The organism is Vibrio sp. CDRSL-10 TSBA (assembly GCA_039696685.1).
Classification (GTDB): Bacteria; Pseudomonadota; Gammaproteobacteria; order Enterobacterales; family Vibrionaceae; genus Vibrio.
On the sequence record CP155566.1, the window covers coordinates 595,384 to 619,275 of the forward strand.

At 52.7% G+C, this 23,892-nt stretch carries 12 protein-coding genes and 7 pseudogenes; 18 read left to right on the forward strand and 1 reads right to left on the reverse strand.

Annotated elements, in window-relative coordinates; genetic code table 11:
• The first annotated feature begins 140 nt into the window (after positions 1-140).
• From rsmH to lpxC, 14 genes and pseudogenes are all read left to right on the forward strand, one after another.
• Entirely contained in the window at positions 141-1,091 is a 951-nt protein-coding gene (gene rsmH / locus ABDK09_10275; protein ID XAW89938.1) for a 16S rRNA (cytosine(1402)-N(4))-methyltransferase RsmH, read from the forward strand.
• A 151-nt stretch (positions 1,092-1,242) separates the two neighbouring features.
• Positions 1,243-1,560 (forward strand): cell division protein FtsL, encoded by a 318-nt coding sequence (gene ftsL, locus ABDK09_10280; protein ID XAW89939.1) that lies wholly within the window; start codon positions 1,243-1,245, stop codon positions 1,558-1,560.
• A pseudogene (locus ABDK09_10285) lies at positions 1,557-3,324 on the forward strand (penicillin-binding transpeptidase domain-containing protein). The gene ftsL and the pseudogene ABDK09_10285 overlap by 4 nt, the downstream one beginning before the upstream one ends.
• A 47-nt stretch (positions 3,325-3,371) precedes the next feature.
• The gene (gene murE, locus ABDK09_10290; GenBank protein ID XAW89940.1) at positions 3,372-4,859 is read left to right on the forward strand and encodes a UDP-N-acetylmuramoyl-L-alanyl-D-glutamate--2,6-diaminopimelate ligase; all 1,488 of its coding nucleotides are present in this window, start codon (positions 3,372-3,374) and stop codon (positions 4,857-4,859) included.
• Positions 4,856-6,217 carry a UDP-N-acetylmuramoyl-tripeptide--D-alanyl-D-alanine ligase gene (murF, locus tag ABDK09_10295; GenBank protein XAW89941.1) on the forward strand — a complete coding sequence of 454 codons (1,362 nt, stop codon included), beginning with the start codon at positions 4,856-4,858 and terminating at the stop codon, positions 6,215-6,217. The genes murE and murF overlap by 4 nt, the downstream gene beginning before the upstream one ends.
• A pseudogene (gene mraY, locus ABDK09_10300) lies at positions 6,214-7,297 on the forward strand (phospho-N-acetylmuramoyl-pentapeptide-transferase). The gene murF and the pseudogene mraY overlap by 4 nt, the downstream one beginning before the upstream one ends.
• 44 nt (positions 7,298-7,341) lie before the next feature.
• Complete coding sequence (gene murD, locus ABDK09_10305; protein ID XAW89942.1) at positions 7,342-8,676, forward strand: UDP-N-acetylmuramoyl-L-alanine--D-glutamate ligase; 1,335 nt, start codon at positions 7,342-7,344, stop codon at positions 8,674-8,676.
• Positions 8,677-8,713: 37 nt separating this feature from the next.
• Entirely contained in the window at positions 8,714-9,907 is a 1,194-nt protein-coding gene (ftsW, locus tag ABDK09_10310) for a cell division protein FtsW (protein ID XAW89943.1), read from the forward strand.
• Positions 9,894-10,973 (forward strand): undecaprenyldiphospho-muramoylpentapeptide beta-N-acetylglucosaminyltransferase, encoded by a 1,080-nt coding sequence (gene murG, locus ABDK09_10315; protein ID XAW90718.1) that lies wholly within the window; start codon positions 9,894-9,896, stop codon positions 10,971-10,973. Before ftsW ends, murG begins: the two co-directional genes overlap by 14 nt.
• 10 nt (positions 10,974-10,983) lie before the next feature.
• Positions 10,984-12,441, forward strand: coding sequence for a UDP-N-acetylmuramate--L-alanine ligase (murC, locus tag ABDK09_10320; GenBank protein XAW89944.1), 1,458 nt, complete (start codon positions 10,984-10,986; stop codon positions 12,439-12,441).
• A gap of 329 nt (positions 12,442-12,770) precedes the next feature.
• Positions 12,771-13,544 (forward strand): cell division protein FtsQ/DivIB, encoded by a 774-nt coding sequence (locus ABDK09_10325; protein XAW90719.1) that lies wholly within the window; start codon positions 12,771-12,773, stop codon positions 13,542-13,544.
• Positions 13,537-14,799 carry a cell division protein FtsA gene (ftsA, locus tag ABDK09_10330; protein XAW89945.1) on the forward strand — a complete coding sequence of 421 codons (1,263 nt, stop codon included), beginning with the start codon at positions 13,537-13,539 and terminating at the stop codon, positions 14,797-14,799. Before ABDK09_10325 ends, ftsA begins: the two co-directional genes overlap by 8 nt.
• A gap of 30 nt (positions 14,800-14,829) precedes the next feature.
• Positions 14,830-16,045 (forward strand): annotated as a pseudogene (ftsZ, locus tag ABDK09_10335) (cell division protein FtsZ).
• Positions 16,046-16,143: 98 nt separating this feature from the next.
• On the forward strand, positions 16,144-17,061 hold the full coding sequence (gene lpxC / locus ABDK09_10340) for a UDP-3-O-acyl-N-acetylglucosamine deacetylase (GenBank protein ID XAW89946.1): 918 nt from the start codon (positions 16,144-16,146) through the stop codon (positions 17,059-17,061).
• A 48-nt stretch (positions 17,062-17,109) separates the two neighbouring features.
• On the opposite strand, the pseudogene ABDK09_10345 reads toward lpxC, so the two are convergent.
• Positions 17,110-17,569 (reverse strand): annotated as a pseudogene (locus tag ABDK09_10345) (DciA family protein).
• Positions 17,570-17,940: 371 nt separating this feature from the next.
• Here ABDK09_10345 and secA point away from each other — a divergent pair.
• The 4 genes and pseudogenes from secA to carA all read left to right on the forward strand — a co-directional run bounded on the left by secA (position 17,941) and on the right by carA (position 23,883).
• Positions 17,941-20,656 (forward strand): annotated as a pseudogene (gene secA, locus ABDK09_10350) (preprotein translocase subunit SecA).
• A 241-nt stretch (positions 20,657-20,897) separates the two neighbouring features.
• A complete protein-coding gene (gene mutT / locus ABDK09_10355) occupies positions 20,898-21,296 on the forward strand; it encodes an 8-oxo-dGTP diphosphatase MutT (GenBank protein XAW89947.1) in 399 nt (132 codons plus the stop codon).
• A gap of 154 nt (positions 21,297-21,450) precedes the next feature.
• Positions 21,451-22,261 (forward strand): annotated as a pseudogene (gene dapB, locus ABDK09_10360) (4-hydroxy-tetrahydrodipicolinate reductase).
• Positions 22,262-22,742: 481 nt separating this feature from the next.
• Positions 22,743-23,883, forward strand: a pseudogene (gene carA, locus ABDK09_10365) (glutamine-hydrolyzing carbamoyl-phosphate synthase small subunit).
• Positions 23,884-23,892 lie beyond the last annotated feature (9 nt).

Here is a 23,892-nt window from a genome sequence, read left to right on the forward strand (position 1 = left end):
TTTTACTGACTTAGTCGACCGCAAAACCATTAAACTTAGCGCAATGTCACGTCCTGTATATGCTTATGGGTAGCAGTAGTGCGGGAAATCGGTACACTACTCACAGACACTGACGGGCGTTCCCGCAAAATGAGACCATTATGACTGAATCTTTCCAACATATTTCCGTGCTTCTCCATGAATCGATCGACGGCCTGGCGATTAAGCCGGACGGCACTTATATCGATGGCACCTTTGGTCGTGGCGGGCACAGCCGTACTATTTTGTCCAAACTGGGTCCGAATGGCCGTCTGTTCAGTATTGACCGCGATCCGCAGGCAATCGCCGAAGCAGCGAAGATCGACGATCCGCGCTTTACCATAGTGCATGGTCCGTTTTCCGGTATTGCCGAATACGCCGAGCGTTACGATTTAGTCGGTCAGGTGGATGGGGTGCTGTTTGACTTAGGTGTTTCGTCACCGCAGCTGGACGATGCTGAACGTGGCTTCAGTTTCATGAAGGACGGTCCGCTTGACATGCGGATGGACCCGACTTCCGGTCTGCCGGTGTCGGAGTGGCTGCTGCAGGCGGATCTTGATGACATCACCTGGGTGATTCGTGAATTTGGTGAAGACAAGCACGCGCGCCGTATTGCCAAAGCGATTGTTGCTCATCGTGATAACGAAGAAAAAGAGCCGCTGACCCGCACCAGTCATCTGGCAGCGCTGATTTCTGAAGCGGCGCCAAAGAGCTTTAAAGAGAAAAAGCACCCGGCGACGCGCACTTTCCAGGCGTTTCGTATTTACATCAACAGTGAACTGGAAGAGATTGATACTGCCCTGAAAGGCGCGGCTTCGATTCTGGCACCTGAAGGCCGCTTGTCGGTGATCAGTTTCCACTCGCTGGAAGATCGCATGGTGAAACGCTTTATCCGTAAAGAGAGCCAGGGCCCGGAAGTACCGCACGGCCTGCCACTGACCCAGGATCAGATCAAAGCGCTCGGTAGCGCTAATTTGAAAGCTGTCGGTAAGGCGATTAAACCCTCGCCACAGGAAGTGGAGATGAATCCGCGTTCACGCAGTTCGGTGCTGCGCATTGCAGAAAAACTGTGATGGCCAGTCACCGACATTGTTATGACAGATTCTGATAACAGATTCTCATAATAGTTAAACATAACCGATAACCATAACGAGAGCTGAAAGCTGGTCACAAGTAGCCTGAAAGCAGGTAACAACGAGCTGAAAGCAGGTAAAAATAGTTAATATGTCGCAAACCAAGCCGAACCTTGCCAAACTTATCGCTCTCGACCTGCTGACGGTCGGGCGGGTGCCTTTGGTGATGCTGGTGCTGATTTTTGCGTCAGCGATGGGGGTGGTGTTCACCACCCACCATACCCGCCAGGCCATTACGGAAAAGGATCAGGTACTGGAAGAGCGTGACCACCTCGATAACGAGTGGCGCAACCTGATTCTGGAAGAAACGGCGTTGGCGGAACACAGCCGGGTGCAAGAAGTGGCCCAAAACGACCTCAAAATGAAACGTCCTGATGCTGACAAAGAAGTAGTGATTGAACTCAAATGACGAAAAAGCCAGCCAAAGACAGCGCCAAGTCTAAATCTAAGTCTGCCGATAGCCCTAAATCCAAACCTCAAGCCAGTGCGAGCGATGCGCCGACATTCATTCGCTGGCGTTTCTATCTGATTGTATTTTTTGTATTGCTGGCATTCGGCCTTTTGGTCGGGCGCCTGGCATTTATCCAGATCATTGAGCCGGATAACCTGATCCGTCAGGGGGATATGCGCTCGGTGCGGGCCAAAACTCTCGAATCGGCGCGCGGTATTATTTCTGATCGCAACGGTGAAGCGCTGGCGGTCAGTGTGCCGGTCGAAGCGGTATGGGCCGATCCGGCCACGATTTACAAAAAGGGCGGTCTGGTTGAAAAGGATCGCTGGTACGCGCTGGCTGATGTACTGGGGCTGGACCGTCAGGAGATGATGAAGAAAATCGCCGACAACCAAACCCGGCGCTTTATCTACCTGCAGCGCCAGGTCAGCCCGGCGATGGCGAAATACATTCGTGAGCTCAAGTTGTCCGGAGTCGGACTGAAATCTGAGTCACGCCGTTACTACCCGGCAGGCGAAGTGAGTGCGCACCTGATAGGTGTGACCGGCATTGACGGTCATGGCCTGGAAGGGGTCGAGCGCAGTTATGACAAATGGCTGACCGGTGAAGCGGGTAAGAGCATCATCCGTAAAGACCGCTATGGCCGCGTGGTTGAGAACATCTCACTCGAAGAGCGTGAAGAGGGCAAGCCGCTCAAACTAACCATCGATCAGCGTCTGCAGGCAATTGCGTTTCGCGCGGTCAAGCAGGCAATGGCCGATTATCGTGCTACCTCTGCCTCGGCGGTGATGCTGGATGTCAAAACCGGCGCGGTGCTGGCGATGGTGAACGCGCCGTCGTATAACCCCAATAACCGTGCTGACTGGCAGAGCTTTAAAATGCGTAACCGCGTTATCACCGATGCGTTTGAGCCGGGTTTCGACGGTCAAACCGTTTGTGGTACTGGCGGCGCTTGCCAACGGCAGCGCTGATGAAAAGACCGTTATCGATACCGGCGACGGTGTGATGCGCATCGGCGGCAGCCGGGTGCGCGATACCTCGAAAGTCGGTAAAGCCACTCTGCAAATGATTCTGAAAAAATCCAGTAACGTCGGTGTGGCTCACCTGGCGCTCGGGATGCCGCTGCAGGATATGCTCAGTATGTATAATGCAGTCGGCCTCGGTGAAGTGTCCGGCCTTAATCTGGTTGGTGAAACCACAGGTATTTTCCCCAACCGCCGCCGCTGGTCGCAGTTTGAAATTGCCACCCTGGCGTTTGGCTACGGTCTGGCGATTACCCCAATCCAGCTTGCGCACGCTTATGCCACCTTGGGTAACCTGGGTAAATACCAGCCGGTACATCTGATTGACAGTAACGATGACGATCTGTCGCACCAGGTAGTAGACGCTAAATATGCGCGCAAAGTGCTGGATATGCTGGAAACCGTGACCCAGCCGGGCGGTACGGCTGTCAAAGCTGCTGTACCGGGTTACCGTATTGCCGCTAAGTCAGGCACATCGCGCAAAGCGATTGCCGGTGGCTACAGCGATGAATATTTTGCCTATACCGCGGGTGTGGCGCCGGTCAGCGACCCGCGTATTTCACTGATGGTGATGGTCAATGAGCCTCAAGGCGACTCCTATTACGGCGGTGCGGTCGCCGGTCCGGTCTTTTCTGAAATTATGAAAGGCGCGCTGCAGATCTTAAACATTGCGCCGGACGAGAACCGTTTTCAAAACTGAACCAACCCGGCCGTCGTTACGGCAGGGGCAGAGAGTGTGAGAATACAATGAACACTGGCATGGCATTACCCCAACTGCTTGCTCCCTGGCTGAGCATTGATGAGCCAGAACTGACGGCGCTGCCCGTTACCCGGCTGGAACTCGACAGCCGCAAAGTCAACCCGGGCGATACCTTTGTCGCCATTATCGGCCATGCAGCCGACGGGCGCCGCTTTATCGATACTGCGCTGCAGCAAGGCGCGAATCTGGTCCTGGCGCAGGCATGTGAGCAGCATCCGCATGGCAAGACCGAGTGGCGCAGCGGTGTCGCTGTCGTCTATCTGGCCGAATTGGGGGCCCGTTTGTCAGAGCTGGCCGGGCGTCTGTATGGCGCACATGCCAATCAGGTGATTGCGGTCACCGGCACCAACGGCAAAACCACGATTTCCCAGCTCATCGCGCAGTGGATTGAACTGCTCGGCAGCAAAGCCGCGGTGATGGGTACAACCGGCAATGGCTTTCTGGCCACCCTTGCGCCTGCCGCTAATACTACCGGCAATGCACTTCAGGTGCAGGAGACGCTGCATACGCTGGCGCAGCAAGGTGCGCAATACACTGCGATGGAGGTCTCCTCGCATGGCCTGGTACAGGGGCGTGTCAAAGCACTGACTTTCGCCGCCGGGGTGTTTTCTAATCTCAGCCGCGACCATCTTGATTATCACGGCACCATGCAGGCATACGCTGAGGCTAAGTTCAGCCTGTTTACCGAACATGCCACCCGTAATGCAATCATCAATGTTGATGATGCGGTGGGGGCTGAGTGGGCGGCGCAACTGAGTGCGTGTATCGGCGTATCGCTGAACGACCAGCCGCAGACCGATCGCAGCCTGTGGGCAACATCGGTCAGTTATGCCGAGAGTGGCATCAGCCTGGATTTCAGCGGTAGCTGGGGCGAAGGACGATTAAACGCGCCGTTGATTGGTGAATTTAATGCCTCCAATTTGCTGCTGGCACTGGCGACTTTACTCAGTCTTGGTTTCGATAAAACGGCGCTGTTAGCGTCAGCGCCTAAACTGACCCCGGTTTTAGGTCGCATGGAACTGTTTCAGGCACCAGGTAAAGCCAAAATTGTTGTCGATTATGCCCACACGCCGGATGCGCTGGAAAAAGCGTTGCGAGCATTGCGCGTGCATTGTCAGGGCCGCTTATGGGCCATCTTCGGCTGTGGCGGTGATCGCGATACCGGCAAACGACCTATGATGGCCGCTGTGGCGGAGCAGTTTGCTGATCAGGTGATTCTGACCGACGACAACCCGCGCAGTGAAGCGCCGCAACGGATCGTCGAGGATATGCTGGCCGGCATGCGTGAGCCGCAGCGGGCGCATATCGAGCACCGCCGTCTGGACGCGGCGCGTTTTGCCCTGCAGCAGGCCGGTGAGCAGGACATCATTCTGCTGGCGGGTAAAGGGCATGAAGATTATCAGGTGCTGGCTGATGAGACGATTCACTACTCGGACCGTGAAAGCGCCCAACAACTACTGGAGTTACCGGCATGATTACCACGACTTTAACGCAACTTGCGAATGTACTGGGCGCGCGCCTTTTGGGCGCAGACCGCGCTATCAGTGCGGTTTCAACTGATACCCGCAACATGCCGCCTGAAGCCTTGTTTGTTGCTCTGGTCGGCGAGCGCTTTGACGCGCACGATTTTGCTGCTCAGGCGGTAGAAGCCGGGGCCAGTGCATTGTTAGTCGAGCGCGAGCTGGACGTAGCAGCGCCGCAACTGATTGTGGACGACAGCAAACAGGCACTCGGCCAGCTCGCAAGCTGGGTGCATCAGCAGTGCCAAACCCCGACCATTGCGATCACCGGCAGCTGCGGTAAAACCACGGTTAAAGAGATGGTGGCCAGCATTCTGGCGGCCAAAGGCCAGGTCTTGTTTACCGCCGGTAACTTTAATAATGACATCGGTGTGCCGCTGACGCTGCTGCGCTCGACAGCGCAGGATGATTACGCGGTGATCGAGCTTGGCGCCAATCACATTGGTGAGATTGCGTATACCACAGCGCTGGTGAAGCCGGATGTGGCCGTGGTCAACAATGTGGCGGCTGCGCACCTGGAAGGTTTTGGCTCGATTGACGGGGTGAAACGCGCCAAAGGTGAAATTTATCAGGGCCTTAAACCGGGGAGCACCGCACTGGTGAACCTTGACAGTCACGGCGGTGAACTGTGGCAGGCGGTGCTGGCCGACAAAACGGTGCAAACTTTTTCCGTGACGGATCACAGCGCTGACTTTTATCCGCGTGACATCGTGTTGAATAGCGCCGGTGAAGCGAGCTTTATCATGATGACGCCGCAGGGCGAAATCGCGGTTAAGCTTGGCATTATCGGCCAGCACAACGTGGCGAATGCATTGGCGGCCAGTGCACTGGCGATGGAACTGGGCGCAAGCCTTGACGAGGTGCAGGCGGGACTGGCGCATCTGGCCAAAGTAAAAGGCCGGGTTGAAGTCAGCCAGTTAACCGACCAGATCCGCCTGATTGATGACAGTTACAATGCCAGCGTTCCGGCCATGAAAGCCGCGGTGGATCTGCTTGGTGGTTTTTGTGCCACTCGCTGGCTGATTTTGGGCAATATGGCCGAGTTAGGCGATGAAAGCCTTGCACTTCACCGACAAGTCGGTGAACATGCTGCACCATTCCAGTTTGAATATGTTCTGACATATGGTGAGGATACGAAAGTGATCAGCGAGGTCTGTCACGGCCGTCATTTCGCCTCGCATCAGGATATGATTATGTTTATCGAGCAGCAACTTGACCAACAACAGGATCGTGCTCACGTATTGATCGTCAAAGGGGCGAACAGTGCGGGTATGGGCCAGATCGCTGCTGCTCTTAAGGAGAAATACTCATGATTATTTGGCTTGCGGAGTTACTCCAGCCATATTTTTCGTTTTTCCGTTTGTTTGAATACCTGTCATTTCGAGCAATCGTCAGCATCCTGACCGCCCTGGCGCTCTCTTTGTGGATGGGCCCGCGTCTGATTAAACGCCTGCAGCTGCTGCAAATCGGCCAGGTGGTACGTAACGACGGCCCGGAATCGCATTTCAGTAAACGCGGTACGCCGACCATGGGCGGGGTGATGATCCTGGCTTCGATCATTATCACCGTACTGCTGTGGTCTGATCTCAGTAACCCTTATGTGTGGGCGGTATTGGCGGTACTGCTCGGCTATGGTGTGGTCGGTTTTGTCGATGATTACCGTAAAGTGGTGCGTAAGAAACACCGATGGCCTGATCGCGCGCTGGAAATATTTCTGGCAGTCGGCGATTGCGCTGGTGGTGGCATTTGCGCTGTACGCCCATGGCCAGGATACCGCAGCGACTCAGCTGGTGGTGCCTTTCTTCAAAGATGTCATGCCGCAGTTGGGTCTGTTGTATATCGTACTGACTTACTTCGTGATTGTCGGCACCAGTAATGCGGTCAACCTGACCGATGGCCTGGACGGCTTGGCCATCATGCCGACCGTACTGGTGGCGGCCGGTTTTGCCGTGATTGCCTGGGCAACCGGTAACGTTAACTTCGCTAATTATCTGCACATTCCCTACATTCCGTACACCTCGGAGCTGGTGGTGGTCTGTACTGCCATGGTCGGTGCCGGCCTGGGCTTCTTGTGGTTCAACACCTATCCGGCGCAAGTATTTATGGGCGATGTCGGCTCACTGGCACTGGGCGGCGCGCTGGGTACCATTGCCGTGCTGGTTCGTCAGGAGTTTGTGCTGGTGATCATGGGCGGTGTATTTGTGATGGAAACCCTGTCGGTGATTCTGCAGGTCGGCTCGTACAAGTTGCGTGGTCAGCGTATCTTCCGTATGGCCCCTATTCATCACCACTATGAATTGAAAGGCTGGCCGGAGCCGCGGGTTATCGTACGTTTCTGGATCATTTCCATCGTACTGGTACTGATTGGTTTGGCGACGCTTAAGGTGCGCTAATCCGGCTGGTGACGTTAAAGTAACTCACTGAAATTGGAAATAAAATGGACCGTTGGCAAGGCATTAAGCATGTAGTGGTCGCAGGGCTCGGTATTACCGGGCTCTCTGTCGTTAAATATCTGCAAAAATTTCATCCTCAGCTGCAGGTACGGGTGATTGATACCCGTGAGACGCCGCCCGGGCGAGACCAGCTTGCCCCTGAGATCGGCCTGCATTGCGGCAGCTGGAACCTGGAGTGGCTGCTGGAGGCGGATCTGATTGTCGCCAACCCCGGTATTGCTCTGGCCACCCCGCAGATTCAGCAGGCGCTGGCAGCTGGAGTCCCAGTGGTGGGTGACATTGAGCTGTTTGCCTGGCACTGCGATAAGCCGGTGATTGCCATTACCGGTTCAAACGGCAAAAGTACTGTTACGGATTTAACCGGCGTGCTGGCTAACGCTGCCGGTGTTGCAACTGCAATTGGCGGCAATATTGGTGTACCGGCGCTGGATTTACTCTCGACGTCTGCCGAGCTGTATGTACTGGAGCTGTCCAGCTTCCAGCTTGAAACGACAGCCAGCCTGGCACCGGTTGCGGCAGCCTTCCTTAATTTGTCTGAAGATCACATGGATCGCTACGACAGCATGCAGGGCTACCGCGCGGCAAAACTGCGTATTTTTGACCATGCGGCCACGGCGGTGATTAACGCCGATGACAATCAGACTTGGCCCGAGCAGGACAGTGTCCGCAGCGTGAGCTTTGGTCTGGAACAGCCGGCGGATTACTGCACCGCTCTCATCAGTGCCGACGGCGCTGCGCCGCAGGAGTGGCTGATGGCCAATGGCACTGCGGTGCTGCCAAGTCACGAGCTGACCTTAGTCGGACGGCACAATGTGGCTAACGTACTGACGGTGCTCGCTTTACTCGATGCTGCGGGCGTGAATTATACAAACGCGCTCACTGCGCTTAAGTCTTACACCGGGTTGACACATCGTTGTCAGGTAGTTGCCGATAATCAGGGTATAACCTGGGTCAACGACTCTAAGGCAACCAATGTGGCCAGCACGCTGGCGGCGTTGTCCGGGCTGAGCTTGCAGGGCACTTTGTACCTGTTGGTTGGTGGGGTCGGCAAAGGGGCGGACTTTACGCCGCTGCAGCCGGTGTTTGCCACTCTGCCGCTGCAGCTGTGCTGTTTCGGCCGCGACGGCGATCAATTCATGCCGCTGCATCCGTCGGCGCAGCGTTATGACAGCATGCAGGATGTGGTGCGTGCGATTCGGCCGCAACTTCAGGCCGGGGATATGGTCTTACTGTCGCCGGCCTGTGCCAGCTTTGATCAGTTTGCCAACTTTATGGCGCGCGGTGATACTTTTGCTGAGCTGGCGCGTCATTATGCTTAATTAAATGGCTTTATCTAATTAAACCAAGGGAACGATTTTGTTACTGTCCAAACCCATTTCCGCCCTGAGCCACTGGCTGCGCACGCCCTCACCACAAGTTCTGTTTGACCGGCAGTTGGTGTGGATTGCGCTCGGCCTGATGCTGATCGGTCTGGTGATGGTGACGTCAGCCTCGTTCCCGATCAGCTCACGGCTGACGGACGATCCGTTCCACTTTATGTTCCGCCATGGCATCTTCCTGTTTCTGGCTCTCGCCACCTCTTCCGTGGTGCTGCGGGTGCCGATGCAACGCTGGATGCAATACAGCACCGTGTTACTGGCGATCTCTTTCCTTTTGCTGATCATCGTGTTGCTGGCCGGTAAGTCGGTCAACGGTGCATCGCGCTGGATCCCGCTCGGGCTGTTCAACCTGCAGCCGGCCGAGGTGGCTAAGCTGTCACTGTTTATTTTCATGTCCGGTTATCTGGTACGTAAGCACGATGAAGTGCGCCAGACTTTCTTCGGCGGCTTTATGAAGCCGATCATGGTGTTTGGTACCCTGGCGATCCTGCTGCTCGGTCAGCCCGATTTGGGCACCGTGATCGTGATGCTGGTGACTCTGTTTGGCATGCTGTTTATCGCCGGGGCCAAACTGTCCCAGTTCCTGGCGCTGATGGTGGCCGGTATTCTGGCGGTGGTGGCGCTGATTGCGGCTGAACCGTATCGTATCCGCCGTGTGACCTCATTTCTTGACCCGTGGGAAGACCCGTTCGGCAGCGGTTATCAGCTGACTCAGTCACTGATGGCCTTTGGCCGTGGCGAATGGTTTGGCCAGGGGCTGGGCAACTCGATTCAGAAACTGGAATATCTGCCGGAAGCGCACACCGACTTTGTCTTCGCCGTGATGGCAGAAGAGCTTGGTTTTGTCGGTGTCACCCTGGTATTGATGCTGATTTTCAGCCTGGTATTCAAAGCGATCCTGATTGGTAAAAAAGCGTTCGAACACGATCACCAGTTTGGTGGTTATCTGGCGTTTGGTATCGGGATCTGGTTTGCGTTCCAGACCTTAGTGAACGTCGGCGCGGCGGCCGGTATGGTACCTACCAAGGGTCTGACTCTGCCGCTGATCAGTTACGGCGGCTCCAGTTTAATTATTATGTCGGTGGCGGTGTCGATACTGTTACGTATTGACCACGAATGCCGGCTGGCGCAACGCCACAACACAAAAGAACTCAATGATGAAAAACAATAAACGATTGATGGTAATGGCTGGTGGCACCGGAGGGCACGTCTTTCCGGGGCTGGCGGTTGCAAAACAGCTGCAGCAGCAGGGATGGGACATCCGCTGGCTGGGCACCGCTGATCGTATGGAAGCGGATCTGGTGCCTAAGCATGGTATCGAGATTGATTTTATTCGCGTCAAAGGATTACGCGGACAGGGTATTGCGCGCCTGATTAAAGCGCCGTTTCAGATAGTCAATGCCATTATGCAGGCACGCCGCCATATGCAGGCCTGGCAGCCGGATGCGGTGCTGGGCATGGGCGGTTACGTCAGCGGCCCGGGGGGCATCGCCGCCTGGACGCTGGGTATTCCTGTGGTGCTGCATGAACAGAATGCGGTGGCCGGGCTGACCAACCAGTGGCTGTCGAAAATTGCCCGTAAGGTGTTTCAGGCCTTTGATGGCGCATTCCCGAAAGCGCCGGTAGTGGGTAACCCGGTGCGCGCTGATGTAGTGGCGTTGCCGGCACCAGCGCAGCGTCTGGCTGAGCGTGACGGACCGGTGCGGATTCTGGTTATGGGTGGCAGTCAGGGCGCGCGGATTCTTAACCAGACTTTGCCGCAGGTTGCCGCTAAACTGGGCGCCGGTTATCAGATTCGCCATCAGGCGGGTAAAAATAACCAGGATGAGGTTGAACAGGCGTATCAGCAGCAGGGCGTGGTTAATGCGCAGGTGACCGAGTTTATCGATGATGTGGCGGCAGCTTATGCATGGGCCGACCTTCTGGTGTGCCGCTCGGGTGCTTTGACCGTGTCTGAAGTGTCAGCAGCCGGGGTGGGGGCGATTTTCATTCCGTTTATGCACAAAGACCGCCAGCAGGCACTCAATGCCGACCACCTGGTCGAATGCGGCGCCGCACAGATGATTGAGCAGCCGCAACTGACCGTGGATAAACTGGCACAGACGATTTCCGGCCTGGATCGCGCGGCACTGCTGGCGATGGCCGAGCAGGCCCGTAATGCGGCCAAACTGGATGCAGATAAAGTGGTGGCGGAAGCGATTATTGGGCTGACAGAGCCTGGCCACACTCCAAATTGAGAACAGATTCATGACAATTAAACACACTCAAGATTTAGCACAGATTCGCGCTATGGTTCCGGAGATGCGCCGGGTGAAATGCATTCATTTTATCGGCATCGGCGGTGCCGGTATGAGCGGGATCGCTGAGGTGCTGCTCAATGAAGGCTACCAGATCACAGGGTCTGATATTGCCTCGAACGCGGTGACTCAGCGTCTGGCTGAAAAAGGTGCCACCATTTTTATCGGCCATGCCGCAGAGAACGTAGCGCAGGCCAGCGTGGTCGTGGTCTCGACCGCTATCAATGAACAGAACCCGGAAATCAAAGCAGCACGTGAAAAACGTATCCCGGTGGTGCGCCGCGCAGAAATGCTGGCCGAGCTGATGCGTTTCCGACACGGTATCGCGGTGGCAGGTACGCACGGTAAAACCACCACTACCGCCTTGGTGACGCAGATTTATTCTGAAGCCGGTCTCGATCCGACTTTTGTCAACGGCGGTCTGGTGAAAAGCGCCGGTACCAACGCGCGTCTTGGTTCGAGCCGTATTCTGATTGCTGAAGCCGACGAGAGTGATGCCTCGTTCCTGCATCTGCAGCCGATGATGTCGATTGTGACCAACATCGAAGCGGATCACATGGACACTTACGGTGGCGATTTTGAAACCCTGAAACAGACCTTTATCGAGTTTCTGCATAACCTGCCGTTCTACGGCCGTGCGATTATGTGTATCGATGATGCGGTCATTCGTGAGCTGATCCCGCGTATCAGCCGTCATGTGATCACTTACGGCTTCGCACAAGATGCCGATGTACGGATTGAAAACTACCGTCAGGAAGGTCAGCAGGGCAAATTTACTGTAGTACGTCAGGGGCGCAAAAACCTCGATATTACCCTTAATATCCCGGGCCGCCACAATGCGCTCAATGCCGCGGCGGCCATTGCGGTGGCGACCGAAGACGATGTCGATGATGCTGCGATTCTGCGCGCTATGGAAAGCACCCAGGGCACCGGGCGTCGTTTCGATCAGCTGGGCGAGTTTGAAACCGGACGTGGTAAAGCCATGCTGGTGGACGACTATGGTCACCACCCGACCGAAGTGGATGTGACCATTGCGGCGGCACGTAATGGCTGGAGTGATAAACGTCTGGTGATGATTTTCCAGCCGCACCGTTATACCCGTACCCGCGATCTGTATGACGATTTTGCCAACGTGCTGGAGCAGGTTGATGTACTGCTGATGCTGGATGTGTACTCGGCCGGTGAGAAACCGATCGCTGGTGCCGACAGCCGTTCACTGTGTCGTACCATTCGCAGCCGCGGTAAGCTGGATCCGATTTTTGTCCCTGACAGCAAGACCTTACCGTCAGTTTTAGCCAACGTCCTACAAGACGGTGACCTGGTTCTGACGCAAGGCGCCGGTGATGTGGGCAAAGTAGCCAAAGATTTGGCGGCGTTGCAATTGTGCATCGAAAAGATGCAGAGCTAATAACGCTGTAACAAGATGTAATATGCTACACAATTAGTGGATTGCTGAACTAAGGTTGTATTGATTATCAATTTTGTATTTGAGTATTTGATACTTTCCACCACCTCAGTATAATCCAAAGGTTAAAGCCAGTGCTTTTGCCTCTATTACAAAAAGAAATAGGGAATCAATTTGCCAGTCGCCAACAGGAAAATCGGACTTTGATTAACCGTTTGTTTGCCAAAGTGAATGTATTTGACAAGGTTAATGTGTTTGCCAGAGGTGGTGCGCTTGCTAAAAGCAGTGTGATGTTCGCCAAAGGCAGCAACGTAGTTGCCAAGAGCAGCGCAATGGCCACAAGCAGTGTATTTGCTCAGGGGCGCCGATTGTCCGCGTCACCACAGGTAAAAAAACATGCCGCAGGCGGCAGCTTTTTTATTGTGGTGCTGTTGCTGATTGGTTTTTTGTTGTATTCGACGATCAGCTGGATGTGGGACGAACAACGTCTGCCACTGTCCAAAATCGTATTGCAGGGTGATTTACAATACGTCTCGACCTCTGATGTGCAGCGGGCTTTTGCCCGTATTGATCACATCGGCACTTTTATGTCACAGGATATTGATGTGCTGCAGGACAGCGTGCAGTCGATTCCCTGGGTGTCACATGCTTCAATTCGCAAGCAGTGGCCGGATACGATTAAAGTGTTTTTGACCGAGCACAAAGTTGCCGCCATCTGGAATGGCAATGCGCTGTTAGATGACACTGGGTACGTGTTTGACGGCGATATCGGTCTGGTTAATGAAGAGCACGTAAAGCTGTACGGTCCGCAGGGCAGTGCGCCGGAAGTGCTAAAAGTCTGGCGTGAGTATCAGGACAAGTTTGCGCGTATCGGGCACAGCATTTCATCGCTGCTGCTCAATGAGCGGCGAGCCTGGCAGATCATTTTGGATAACGGTATCCGGCTGGAGTTGGGAAAGGAGTCGCTTGATGAACGTATCAACCGCTTTTTTCTTCTCTACAAGCAATTAGGCAGTGACGCTGACCGGGTCAGTTATATCGACCTCAGATACGATACCGGCGCTGCAGTAGGTTGGATTTCAGAACAAGAGAATACAGATGACTAAAACTGCCAACGACAACATTATTGTTGGTCTGGATATCGGCACCGCCACCGTATCAGCGCTTGTGGGTGAAGTCCTCCCTGATGGTCAAATTAATATTATTGGTTCAGGTAATAGCCCGTCTCGTGGCATGGATAAAGGTGGTGTCAACGATCTGGAATCGGTGGTGAAATCGGTCCAGCGTGCGATAGACCAGGCAGAATTGATGGCCGAGTGCCAGATTAACAATGTGTTTTTGTCGATTTCCGGCCGACACATTGCCAGCCGAATTGAAAAAGGCATGGGAACCATTTCGGATGAAGAGGTGTCCCAGGACGATATGGATCGGGCGATCCATACCGCAAAATCAATCAAAATTGGCGAAGAGCAGCGAATCTTGCATGTCATTCCTCAAGAATTTACGATTGATTATCAAGAAGGCATTAAAAATCCGTTAGGATTATCGGGTGTACGTATGGAAGTCAGCGTACATTTGATCACTTGTCACAATGATATGGCAAGAAACATCATTAAAGCCGTGGAACGTTGCGGTTTAAAAGTTGAACAGTTAGTGTACTCAGGATTGGCGGCCAGCAATGCCGTGATTACCGAAGATGAGCGCGAACTTGGTGTGTGTGTGATCGATATTGGTGCAGGCACCATGGATATTGCCATCTGGACGGGCGGCGCACTACGGCACACCGAAGTGCTTTCATACGCCGGCAACGCGGTCACCAGTGATATTGCGTTTGCATTCGGTACACCGGTCAGCGACGCCGAAGAGATCAAAGTTAAATACGGTTGTGCGCTGAGTGAACTGGTCAGCAAAGATGACACAGTTAACGTTCCCAGCGTAGGTGGGCGTCCGTCTCGCAGTTTGCAGCGTCAAACCTTGTCGGAAGTCATTGAGCCTCGCTACACTGAGTTAATGGGCCTGGTAAACCAGACTATTGACTCAGTTCAGGAAAAATTGCGCCAGGACGGAATTAAGCACCACCTGGCAGCCGGTATTGTTTTAACCGGCGGCGCGGCGCAAATAGAAGGTTTAGTTGAGTGTGCGGAGCGGGTGTTCCGCAACCAGGTCAGAGTTGGCAAACCTCTCGAGGTCAGTGGCCTGACCGATTACGTTAAAGAGCCGTATCATTCTACGGCAGTTGGTTTACTTCATTATGCAAAAGACAGCCAGATTAATGACGACAGTGATTACCAGGAGCCTAAGCGCCAGTCGGTGTCGGGATTATTCGGTCGTTTGCGTAATTGGATACAAAAAGAGTTTTAACCTGAGTTGCAGGAAAAACGGAGATAACACATGTTTGAACCGATGATGGAAATGTCTGACGAAGCTGTAATCAAAGTCGTTGGGGTTGGTGGTGGCGGTGGTAACGCCGTTGAACACATGGTACGTGAGTCCATCGAAGGCGTGGAATTCATCAGTATCAATACAGATGCACAAGCGCTTCGTAAAACCAGCGTAAGCACAGTCATTCAAATCGGTGGCGATATCACCAAAGGCCTGGGTGCGGGTGCTAATCCGCAAGTAGGACGTGATGCAGCTCTCGAAGACAGAGAACGTATTAAAGAAGTTCTCGAAGGTGCCGATATGGTATTTGTCGCCGCTGGTATGGGTGGCGGTACCGGTACCGGTGCTGCTCCTGTAATTGCGGAAGTGGCTAAAGAAACTTGGCATCCTGACGGTTGCTGTAGTGACCAAGCCATTCAGCTTTGAAGGTAAAAAACGTCTTTCGTTCGCGGAACAGGGTATTGAAGAGTTGTCTAAGCATGTTGACTCTCTGATCACTATTCCAAACGAAAAACTACTGAAAGTACTGGGTCGTGGGATCACTTTACTTGAAGCCTTTGCCAGCGCGAACGACGTACTTAAGAATGCAGTACAAGGTATCGCAGAACTGATTACTCGTCCGGGTATGATCAACGTCGACTTTGCGGACGTACGTACCGTGATGTCGGAAATGGGTCACGCCATGATGGGTAGCGGTGTTGCGAAAGGTGAAGACCGTGCTGAAGAAGCGGCCGAAATGGCGATTTCCAGCCCACTGCTGGAAGACATCGACCTGGCTGGCGCGCGTGGCGTACTGGTTAACATTACCGCAGGTCTGGATATGCGTCTGGATGAGTTCGAAACGGTTGGTAACACTGTTAAAGCGTTTGCTTCTGACAATGCGACTGTCGTGATCGGTACTTCTCTGGATCCGGATATGGCTGAAGAGATTCGCGTAACGGTTGTTGCTACAGGTATCGGCAACGAGCGTAAACCGGATATCACTCTGGTCGCCGGCGGTAAAGCGAAACCTGCGCAGGCAGCTCAACCACAGCAAGCGGCAGTCGCTGCAAAAGTGGAAGAAAAACCGGCACAACCTTTGCAAGAGAAAGTAGAAGTGAAAACTCAGCCAGCACCGGCTCAGAGCTCAGCATCTGCTTCAGCAAGCCAAAGCACTGCGCCTAAGCAAGAGAAAGAAAACGGATATCTGGATATCCCGGCTTTCTTACGTCGTCAGGCTGATTAGATTCTCGCCACAATTTGACACTGTTCAAAATTCTGGTAGGATGTCGGTCGATAAGGTATATCGGCCGAGCTTTGTGGCATCGATTTAGAGGCAAGTAGATGATTAGACAACGTACACTGAAAGAAATAGTGAAAACAACTGGGGTGGGACTTCACTCTGGTCGTAAGGTCACGTTAACTCTTCGCCCAGCTGCTGCAAATACTGGTATCGTTTACCGTCGTACCGACGTAAATCCACCTGTGGATTTCCCGGCTGACCCGGAATCTGTACGCGACACTATGTTGTGTACCGCTCTGGTGAATGACGAAGGCATTCGTATCTCTACAGTTGAGCACCTGAGCGCAGCTTTAGCGGGTATGGGCATCGACAACGTGATCGTTGAAGTGGATGCGCCGGAAATTCCGATTATGGACGGTAGTGCGAGTCCGTTTGTATACCTGCTGCAACAAGCAGGCGTAGAAACGTTGAACGCACCTAAGCGTTTCATCCGTATCAAGAAACCAGTTCGTATTGAAGATGGCGACAAGTGGGCGGAACTGCGCCCGCACAACGGCTTCAAAATGGACTTCGAAATCGAATTCAATCACCCGGCGATTGATGGTGACGAACAGCATCTGGTGTTCGACTTCTCATCGCAAGGCTTTGTGAAAGAGATTTCCCGTGCACGTACCTTTGGTTTTATGCGTGATATCGAATACTTACAGTCACAGAATCTGTGTCTGGGTGGTAGCTTCGATTGTGCTATCGTTCTGGATGATTACCGCATCCTGAACGAAGAAGGCCTGCGTTTTGCCAATGAGTTCGTGACGCACAAAGTCCTGGATGCGATTGGTGATCTGTACATGAGCGGACACGCGATTGTCGGTGAATTCTGTGCCTATAAATCGGGCCACGGTCTGAATAACCAACTGCTGCGCGCAGTACTGGCGGATCAGGAAGCGTGGGAATGGGCAACCTTCGAAGAAGAAGCGGGCTCTCCGGTTGCATTCGCAGAACCAAACATGGTTATTGCATAAGCGAAAGATTAATGAAAAAAGCCAGACTAAGGTCTGGCTTTTTTTGTGTCATTTTTTCGCCAGCTTAGCCAGGCTTTCCAGCCGTTTGCGTACTTTCGGTGACGCATTTTCGGCGATCGTCATCAGAACATGGGCGGCATGATCCGTCAGGGGAGGGCGGGCTTTTGCCTCTTCCTTCTTTGCCGCCGCGGCAGAGTTGCCGCGATAGAGATCCGGATTGATCCGGATCTCTATGCTGATCAAGCGTCCGAAGCCCTGCGCGCGCAGCTGATTGAGCAGTGACAGACGATCGTAGTCGATCTTCATTTTGATCGCAGCGCTGGCGGCTTCGAGGATCAGATGACCGCCACGGATGTTGGCGGCACGCACATGCTTTTCAGTGCCGCGTGGCAGCAGCGTTTTGAGGATTTGATTGAGCTGGAGAATTTCTTTGGCATGCTCTTGCACCTGCTTGAGTCGCGATGCTTCGAGCAGTTTCTTCAGTGTTGGTCGGGCGGTGATCGCGCATCGGGTGCATCCGGTAATGGGTATGACTTTATTCTACCTGTTAACGCGAGTGAACGAAAACAGTGCGGTGGCCGAAAATGTCTGAATCCGTGCGGATAAAGCAGGATGTGATGATAAACCGCACACTAAACAGTGGCCTGAGCGCACAAATTGGTAAGCTTGCTGCAAACAAACCGGTTTGAGCATGGTTGTTCGGACAAAAATTCTCTAAACTAGGCGCCACTTAATTCATTTACTGCCTTGAAAATACGCGTCACCATCACAATATCCCAAGATACATGACATACCTCAGTATCCTTAGTTGAAATTAGGTAGACACTACAAAGGCATTAAGTAGATCGGGATGATCGAAGTAAAGAGAGATTCACATCAATGATAACTAAGTTACTGACCAAAGTGGTTGGCAGCCGTAATGACCGTACATTACGCCGCTTAAGAAAAATCGTAAAAGAGATCAATAACTACGAACCTGCATTTGAAACACTTTCTGACGATGAACTGAAAGCCAAGACCGTCGAATTCCGTCAACGTATTGAACAGGGCGAATCGCTCGACCAACTTCTTCCAGAAGCCTTTGCAACAGTACGTGAAGCCTCTAAACGTGTCTTTGGTATGCGTCATTTCGACGTACAGCTGATCGGTGGTATGGTGCTTAATGCCGGCCAAATCGCAGAGATGCGCACCGGTGAAGGTAAAACTCTGACCGCAACCCTGCCAGCCTACCTGAATGCTCTGCCGGGCAAAGGCGTTCACATTGTAACCGTCAACGACTACCTGGCTAAACGTGACGCGGAGACCAACCGTGCGCTATTCGAATTCCTTGGTATGACCGTCGGCGTTAACGTACCGAATATGCCACCGCAAGAGAAAAAAGAAGCGTATCAAGCGGATATCCTCTACGGCACCAACAACGAATTTGGTTTTGACTACCTGCGTGACAACATGGCATTCCGCGTTGAAGACCGTGTGCAACGCGAGCGTTTCTTTGCGGTGGTCGATGAGGTGGACTCGATTCTGATCGATGAAGCGCGTACCCCGCTGATTATTTCCGGTCCGGCTGAAGACAGCTCAGAGCTTTATACCCGCATTAATACCCTGATCCCGCACCTGAAACTGCAGGATAAAGAGGACTCGGAAGAGTACCGTGGTGACGGCCACTACACCGTGGATGAAAAATCCAAGCAGGTTTATCTGACTGAAACCGGTCAGGAATATGTCGAAGAGCTGCTGATCAACAACGGCCTGATGGAAGAGGGTGATACCCTTTACTCACCGGCGAACATCAGCCTGCTGCACCATGTCAACGCGGCACTGCGCGCTCACGTTCTGTTCGAGAAGAACGTCGATTACATCGTGACTGACAACGGCGAAGTGGTCATTGTTGACGAACACACCGGTCGTACTATGCCGGGTCGTCGCTGGTCTGATGGTCTGCACCAGGCGGTGGAAGCCAAAGAAGGCGTTAAGATTCAGAACGAAAACCAGACCCTGGCTTCAATTACCTTCCAGAACTTCTTCCGTCTGTACGAAAAGCTGTCGGGTATGACAGGTACTGCCGATACTGAAGCGTTCGAGTTCCAGTCGATCTACGGTCTGGAAACTGTGGTTATTCCAACCAACAAACCAATGATTCGTAACGATATGCCGGATGTGGTGTACCGTACCGAGTTAGAAAAATTTGCCGCGATTAAAGAAGACATCAAGGCACGGGTCGAAAAAGGCCAGCCGGTGCTGGTGGGTACGGTATCGATTGAAAAATCGGAACTGCTCTCCAATGCGCTGAAGAAAGACAACATCAAGCACAACGTGCTGAACGCCAAGTTCCACGAAAAAGAAGCGGAAATCGTGGCTGAAGCGGGTAAACCGGGTTCGGTGACTATCGCGACCAACATGGCCGGTCGTGGTACCGATATCGTGCTGGGTGGCAGCTGGCAGTCTAAAGTTGAGACGCTGGATAATCCGACTGCGGAACAGATTGCCGAGATCAAAGCGGAGTGGAAACAGGTTCACGATGCGGTACTGGCATCCGGTGGTCTGCACATTATCGGTACTGAGCGTCACGAATCACGTCGTATCGATAACCAGTTGCGTGGTCGTGCCGGTCGTCAGGGTGATGCGGGTTTCGACCCGATTCTATCTGTCGATGGAAGATACCCTGCTGCGTATCTTTACCTCGGATCGTATGGCGAGTTTGATCCAGAGCGGTATGGAAGAAGGCGAAGCGATCGAAAGTAAGATGCTGTCACGCTCAATCGAAAAAGCGCAACGTAAAGTGGAAGGCCGTAACTTCGATATTCGTAAGCAGTTGCTGGAATACGATGATGTGGCGAATGACCAGCGTAAAGTGGTGTACGAGCTGCGTGATGAGCTGATGGTGGCGGACAACATCAGTGAGATGATTGAACAAAACCGTATTGATGTACTGACGGCTGTGATTGATGAGTACATTCCGCCGCAGTCGCTGGAAGATATGTGGGATATCGCCGGCCTGCAGGATCGCCTTAAAAACGATTTTGATCTGGAGCTGCCGCTGCAGGAATGGCTGGATAACGACGACAAACTGTACGAAGAAGCGCTGCGTGAGCGTATCCTTGAGCAGGCAGTGACGGTTTACCAGCAGAAAGAAGCCGCGGTGGGCGAATCTGTGATGCGCAACTTCGAGAAATCGGTGATGCTGCAGACGCTCGATACGCTGTGGAAAGAGCATCTGGCGGCGATGGATCACCTGCGTCAGGGCATTCACCTGCGTGGTTACGCGCAGAAAAACCCGAAACAGGAGTACAAACGTGAGTCGTTTGAACTGTTTGAAGGTCTGCTTGATTCACTGAAATCTGATGTGATCATGATTCTGTCCAAAGTTCGTGTTCAGCAACAGGAAGAAGTGGAGCGCATGGAAGAGCAGCGCCGGGTGCAGGCTGAAGAAGCCGCACGTCTGGCTCAGGCTCAGCACCAGAGCGCGGACGGTTCCGACGACGAGCAGGATGACCATCAGCCACAAGTGCGTGACGAGCGTAAAGTCGGTCGTAACGAACCTTGTCCGTGTGGCAGTGGTAAAAAATACAAACAGTGTCATGGCAAGATTGCCTGATCCTGATTGAAACAGAGAGTCGCCCCGGGGCGGCTCTTTTTTTGTCTGTCAGTCGGCTCGTCAGTAATTTGAGTTTATCTCTGATGAGCTTTTCTTTAATAAGTAACCTAGTGCATATTTATGCTCAGGTGTTTATCTCAGATGATAACGGCCGGGCGCAGCTAACACTGGACTTTCACCTGGCGGGCGATAACCTAGTCGGTCAATAGTGAGCCCCGAGTTCTAGTGCACAGGAATTAATATGAAACGTATTCATATCGTTGCCGGGATTATTTTTAATCCCGATCAATCACAAATTTTTATCACCAAGCGTCCGGATAACCTGCATAAAGGTGGTTTCTGGGAATTTCCCGGCGGCAAAGTCGAAGCGGGTGAGTCAATTGAGCAGGCGATGACGCGCGAGCTCAACGAAGAGATTGGGATTGAAGTCACTGAGCAGGCGTGTTTTGAGCACCTGGAATATGACTATCCGGAAAAATCACTCAAGTTTGATTTTATCCTGGTAACGGCTTTCAACGGCCAGCCTTACGGACGTGAAGGACAAAGCGGGCAGTGGGTTAAAGTCGCCGATCTGAAAGACTACACTTTCCCGGAAGCCAACGTGCCGGTGCTGGAGCGCGTGCTGAGAGAATTTGCCTGACGCTGAGCGATAGTAAGTAGCGTTACTCGCTACAGTAAGTAGTGCTACTAGCCGCAGTAAGTGCTAGCCACAGCCAGCGATAGTTGATAGTTTATCGTTACTAGCAGGAACCATCGTGCCGAGCACGAATGAACAAAAGAATGGAGAATACGCAATGGTAAGAATTGCGATTGCAGGCGCTGCCGGCCGTATGGGCCGTAATCTGGTTAAAGCGACGCATCACAACCCGCTGTCTACTGTGGGTGCCGGTTCAGAAACGTCCCGAGTCATCTCTGGTGGGGGTCGATGTCGGTGAACTGTGCGGCGAAGGCCGTTTTGATGTTGCCCTGATCGATAACCTGGAGCAGGTGATTGACCAGTTCGATGTGATTATTGATTTTACCGCCCCGGTCAGCACACTGGCTAATCTTGAGCTGTGTAAAAAACATGGTAAGAAGCTGGTGATTGGTACCACAGGTTTCAGTGAGCAGGAGCGCGCGCAAATTGATGAAGCCGCTAAGCTGATCCCAATCGTGATGGCACCAAACTACAGTGTCGGTGTTAACCTGGTGTTCAAGCTGCTGGAAAAAGCGGCTAAAGTGATGGGTGACTACTGCGATATCGAAATCGTCGAAGCGCATCACCGTCATAAAGTCGATGCTCCTTCCGGTACGGCTATCGGTATGGGTGAAGCGATTGCCGGTGCGATGGGCAATAAGCTCAGCGATGTGGCTGTGTATGCCCGTGAAGGGATTACCGGTGAACGTACCCGCAACGAAATTGGTTTTGCGACCATCCGTGCCGGCGACATTGTGGGTGAGCATACTGCGATGTTTGCTGATATCGGTGAGCGGGTCGAGATCACCCACAAAGCGACCGACCGCATGACATTTGCCAACGGTGCCGTTAAAGCCGCGATCTGGCTGGATGAAAAACCAGCGGGTTTCTACACCATGACAGACGTCATCGGTCTTAACGATCTCTAATTACATAATTATGCGCCAAGACCCCTTGGCGCATTCGTTTCCTTTCTGCTAAACTCAGCAAAATCATCTCATCCCTTTTTGGTCTTTCCTGACCACTTTTCTGTTTATTATTTTGGTTTGAAGCAAAAAATAGAATGTAATCGATTTTTTATGTGTTAAAAAATCCAGATTATCGTTTGCCTCAATCGGGATAGCAAAAAAAACGCCAAGATTGATTCCGTGCGGCTGTTTTTTATTCAATTTAGCCTAAGTGAATTCTCAAACCGGCCAAAACATATGGTTTTACTGTGTTTGAATGAATTTTTCGTTGTAACAGGTCAAATTCCAATTTTATTTTTGAACAATTATTGACAGAAGTCACGGTGCTAATTAGAATACCGCCAATTTGTCTGATATACCCTAAAGCAAAGTTAAAATGCGAGCAGGAAGGCAAATGTGCAGTTTAATTTAAAATTTTTGCATTTTTATTCTGGAGGTTGTCTTGAGTAAATCAGCACTGTTAGTCCTGGAAGATGGGACAGTGTTCCACGGAATTTCCATTGGAGCAGATGGTTCGTCCGTTGGTGAAGTCGTTTTTAATACCTCGATGACGGGGTACCAAGAAATCCTCACTGATCCTTCCTATTCTCAGCAAATCGTTACCCTTACTTACCCTCACATTGGCAATACCGGCACCAATGCCGAAGATGAAGAATCATCCCAGATTCATGCACAAGGCCTTGTGATCCGCGATCTTCCTCTTATCGCTTCTAACTTCCGTAGTGAACGTTCCCTTTCTGATTACCTTAAGTCGCAAAACATCGTCGGCATCGCGGATATTGATACCCGTAAGCTGACGCGCATTCTGCGCGAAAAAGGTGCTCAGAACGGTTGCATTCTGGCAGGCGATAACCTGGATGAAGCTCTGGCGCTGGCAAAAGCAAAAGAGTTCCCGGGCCTGAAAGGTATGGATCTGGCGAAAGTAGTAACGACGAAAGAAGCTTACGAATGGAAGCAAGGTTCATGGACGCTGGAAGGCGGACTGCCTGAAGCGAAAGATGACAGCGAGCTGCCATACCACGTTGTGGCTTACGATTTCGGCGCGAAACGTAACATCCTGCGTATGCTGGTCGACCGTGGCTGCCGTCTGACTGTGGTTCCGGCTGAAACGTCTGCAGAAGACGTTCTGGCGCTGAATCCGGATGGCGTATTCCTGTCAAACGGCCCTGGTGACCCTGAACCATGTACTTATGCTATCGAAGCGACCAAGACCTTCCTTGAGAAGAGTCTGCCGGTCTTCGGTATCTGTCTGGGCCACCAGATTCTGGCACTGGCCTCAGGCGCTAAAACCATCAAGATGAAGTTCGGTCACCACGGTGCGAACCACCCGGTCAAAGATCTGGATCGTGATGTCGTGATGATCACCTCGCAGAAACCACGGTTTTGCGGCCGATGAAGCGACTCTGCCAGAGAACCTGCGCGCGACTCATAAATCGCTGTTTGATGGTTCACTGCAAGGTATCCACCGCACCGACAAGCCGGCATTCAGCTTCCAGGGTCACCCTGAAGCGAGCCCTGGCCCGCACGATGCGGCACCGCTTTTCGACCACTTCATTGAATTGATTAAACAACACCGCGCTTAATTTGGAGTA